The 3,933-nt window shown below is 65.3% G+C and carries 4 protein-coding genes; 1 reads left to right on the top strand and 3 read right to left on the bottom strand.

The genetic code is table 11. The features are described 5' to 3' along the window. From xylB to EOA28_RS27590, 3 genes are all read right to left on the bottom strand, one after another. Positions 1-926: xylulokinase (gene xylB / locus EOA28_RS27600; protein WP_128315480.1), on the bottom strand; the 926-nt coding region annotated here is incomplete at its 3' end. A gap of 82 nt (positions 927-1,008) precedes the next feature. Continuing rightward, a complete protein-coding gene (locus tag EOA28_RS27595) occupies positions 1,009-2,331 on the bottom strand; it encodes a tetratricopeptide repeat protein (RefSeq protein WP_127251756.1) in 1,323 nt (440 codons plus the stop codon). Positions 2,332-2,446: 115 nt separating this feature from the next. Further along, positions 2,447-3,070: a LysE family translocator gene (locus EOA28_RS27590; RefSeq protein ID WP_127251757.1), complete on the bottom strand. Its 624-nt coding sequence runs from the start codon at positions 3,068-3,070 to the stop codon at positions 2,447-2,449. A 344-nt stretch (positions 3,071-3,414) separates the two neighbouring features. Between EOA28_RS27590 and EOA28_RS27585 the strand changes: the two genes are divergently transcribed. Beyond that, on the top strand, positions 3,415-3,933 hold a 519-nt coding region (locus tag EOA28_RS27585), incomplete at its 3' end, for a L,D-transpeptidase (protein ID WP_245501607.1).

Raw genomic sequence — 3,933 nt, 5'->3', positions numbered from 1 at the left:
TTGCCGGTGATTTCCGAAAGGCAGTTGAGCGAATCGGTGGCCGACAGGATCACGCCCATCTGGTGCCAGGTGTTGGGCAGTGCGTGGCAGAAGGTGTGCACCGCGCTTTCCGGATTGGGCAAATAGGAGGCGTTGGCGGCGAAGAGCACGCCCGACGTGCCCAGCGAAACGAAGGCATGCCCGGCGCCGACCGTGCCCATGCCGCAGGCCGAGGCTGCATTGTCGCCGGCGCCGCCGGCAATCGGGATGCCCGACGCGATGCCCCATTTGGACGCGAGTTCACCCCGCAAGCCACCGGCCTTGGCCGTGCCTTCTACCAGAGACGGCATGTGCTTCTCGTCGAGCGATGTCGCCGCCAGCAACTCGGGCGCCCAGCGGCGCTCGCCGACATCGAGCCATGAGGTGCCGGCCGAATCCGACATTTCCGAGATGTGTTCGCCGGTCAGCCAGAGCCGCAGATAGTCCTTGGGCAAAAGCACCTTGGCGATCTTGGCGAAGATTGCCGGCTCGTTGGTCTTCACCCAGGCAAGCTTGGGCGCGGTGAAGCCAGGGAAAACGATGTTGCCGGTGAGCTTGCGGAAGCGCGGATCGGCATCGAGCGCCGCCGCCTCGACATGGCTGCGCGTGTCGTTCCACAGGATGCAGGGGCGCAGCACCTTGTCCGATTGATCAAGCAGAGTGGCGCCATGCATCTGGCCGGAAAGGCCGATGCCCTTGACCGCCGCCAGCTCTTTCGGATGCGAAGCCTTGAGTTCGGCAATCGCCGTCTCGCTGGCCTCGATCCAATGCGCCGGATCCTGCTCCGACCAGCCGGGATGCGGCCGCGAGACGTCGAGCGAGCCATGGCCGGCGCCAATGACCTTCTGGTCGTCGTCGATCAGCAGCGCCTTGACGCCCGAAGTGCCCAGGTCGAGGCCGAGATACATGATTTCCTCCCACGGCCATTAATTTTTTCGGATCTCGAAAAAATCTGGCTTGGCCAGTTTTTAGGGCAAGATCCGTCCCGGGTCAATTCTCAGACAAATCGAATGCGCGCCGCGAGAACAACGTCGACAAGGGGCTGTCCGGCCGCGCCAGCTGCCGTTCGGCGGCAAGCGCTCGCGCCAGCGCCTGATCGCCGGCGCGCAACGCGGCCTCTATCAGCGTCAGGTCGATGACGTCGCGTTGCGCATGGCTGCCGCCGAAGCGATGCGCGATCGAGCGGATCGGCCGTATCAGCCGCACGGCCTCATCGTAGCGGCCCTCGCCGAAGGCCTTGATGGCTAAGGTCAGCGGGTGGCCGACATCGCGCGTGAAGGCGGCATTGTCGTCGCTGCCGCGCATCGCTTCGCGCTGCGCCTCGAGCAGCGTCTTTGCCGGCGCTTCCAGCCCGGCGCCGACAAAGGCCATCATCGCATGCGCGTCATTGAAGGCATAATTGCCGCCGCCGGCCTTGTGCCAGTTGTCGGCCAGAGCCGTCCAGCGGCCGCCGACATCGACGCCGCCGAGGCGCAGCCGCCACAGGATTGCCGAGGCATCGACCATGTTGAGCGCCATCGTCGATGCCTCGCCATAAATCGGGCCGTCATAGAGCGCCAGCACCTCGGCGACCTCGCCGAGGTCGTAGTGGAACAGCGCCAGATGCCACCAATTGTGCACCTTGAGGAAGCTTTCCCTGGTCCAGGCGTCGGGATTGGCGCGCATCCAAGCAATGCCGTCTTTTTGCCGGCTCTGCATCTCCATGACATGGGCGACGGCGTGCTGCGCCCAGCCGTCGCGCGGCTCGATCTCGACAGCCGTGCGGCCAAGCCGTTCGGCGCGGGCATAATCGCCCATTTCCTCCAGTCCGAAGGCCTGCATGCCGAGGACCGCATGATAGCCGGGCATGTCGCTTCGCCAGGATGGCAAGGCGCGGCCGATGCGGTCGCGCAGCATGCGGGCATTGCCGGTGAAGAAATCAATCTGATGCCCGGTCAACAGCGCCACGAGATCGAGCGGATGGTCGATGGCGACATCCTCGAGGATGCGGGAGGCCTCATGCCAGCGCCCCCAGGCAAGATGGCCGAGGGCCGCGACATGCGCCCGCTCGCGCGCCGTGGCGGCGAGCGGCAAGGCCGCCTCGTGGCATGCCCTGGCCACGAGCGTTGCCTCGCGCTCGGTGGCGAGGCCAAAGAGGTAACCCTTCAACACATGCGCCATGACGAAGCCGGGATCCTCGGCGATCGCGCGATCGGCGGAGCCGACCGGATCGCCGATGAAACATTGCAGCTCATGCACGGCGCGGGCGTAGGATGAAAACCCGGCTTCGGTCGCGCCCGAGTAAGCCAGGCCGAATGCGTCCTTCAGCGCCATTCTGTGTCCTTCGACGATCGCGAATTTGCTGTCTGGAGCCCGATCCTAAAGCATCGGCGAGGAGCGTGCCAACCCGTGGTCGATAGTGCCTCAGGCCTGCCGGGCGTGCGCCGCCTCAATTCCCCGACCGCATCGCCACCGTGGCGATGCCGGCGCCGACCAGCAACGTGCCGCCGGTGCGGTTGAAGATGCGGATGGCCTTCGGGTTGCGCACGATGGCGCGGGCCCTCGATGCGACCAGCGCGTAGCCGAAGGCATTGGCGAAGGCCAAGGTCAGGAAAGTCGTCTCGAAGATCAGCATCTGCGTCCAGAAGTCGGCGTGCCGGTCGAGGAACTGCGGCAGAAAGGCGACGAAGAAGGTGATGCTCTTCGGGTTCAGCGCCGTCACCAGCCAGGCATGCGCCATCATCCTTGCCGCCGAAACCGTGTCGGTGCGCGGCTCGGCCCTCAGCGCGCCGCCGGCGCGGAACAGTTTTATGCCGAGATAGACGAGGTAGCCGGCGCCAATCACTTTGAGCACGGTGAACACGGTGGCCGAAGCCGCGAGCAGCGCGCCGATGCCCAGCATCGACAGCGTCATGGCGGTGAAGTCGCCCAGCGCGACGCCCACCGCCATCGGCAGCGCGGTGCGCCAGCCCTGGCCCAGCGCATAGGAGACGACCAAAAGGATCGTCGGGCCCGGAATGACGAGAAGGATGGAAGAGGCGGCGGCGAAGGCAGCCCAGTTTTCGAAGGACATTTCCCTGCTCCTTGAGCGCAAAGAAAAGGATAAATCCTGGGGTCGTCGGGAATGTAAAGGGGCCGCCGGAAAAATCTTCAGCGAAAATCTTCAACGCCTCGACCGGTAGCCCCATCAACCGGCGAAACGGTCCGTTAGGGTTAAGCCGGACCGCGCCCTTTCACGCTTTTTCAACCATGAGTGACGAAAATGCCCTTATCCGGCCGGACCGTGCTTCCCGCCGGCAGCGTAGGGTTTGGTGTATGCGCGAGTTGCCGCAAAGTCTGACGCCGCCTTCCAACGGCGCCGCAATCGATACCGAAATTCAGCTTCCCCGCCGTGCCTTGCTTTCCGGCGCCGGCGCCATGGCGCTGCTGGGCCTTGCCGGCTGCACCACCACCGACACGCTCGACCTGCCGCAAATGCAGCTCGACAACACCGTCACTGGTTCCGTGCCGCCGATGCGTCCGGCGATCAGCGTCGACAAGAACGTCACCGGCCCGGACGTCATGTACGCCTCCCTCACCGATGGCGGCTTCGAGGTGCCTGCTGTGCCGTGGCAGAAGGTCAAGCCGCAGTTCCGCCGCCAGATCGTCGTCGACAAGACCGGCGAGGCGCCCGGCACCATCGTCGTCCATCTCGAGGAGCGCATGCTCTATCTCGTCCAGCCGGGCGGCGATGCTATCCGTTACGGCGTCGGCATCGGCAAGGACGGCTTCCGCTGGTCGGGCCGCGCCAACATCCAGTATGGCCGCGAATGGCCGGTCTGGACGCCGCCGCCGGAGATGATTCAGCGCAAGCCGGAGCTGGTGAAATGGCAGGGCGGCCAGCCCGGCGGCCTCACCAATCCGCTCGGCGCCCGTGCGCTCTACATCTACCAGAAC

The organism is Mesorhizobium sp. M2A.F.Ca.ET.067.02.1.1 (assembly GCF_004023285.1).
In the GTDB taxonomy this organism is placed as follows: domain Bacteria; phylum Pseudomonadota; class Alphaproteobacteria; order Rhizobiales; family Rhizobiaceae; genus Mesorhizobium.
Note: the sequence above shows the minus strand (reverse complement) of the source record. Positions and strands in the feature narration are given on the sequence as shown.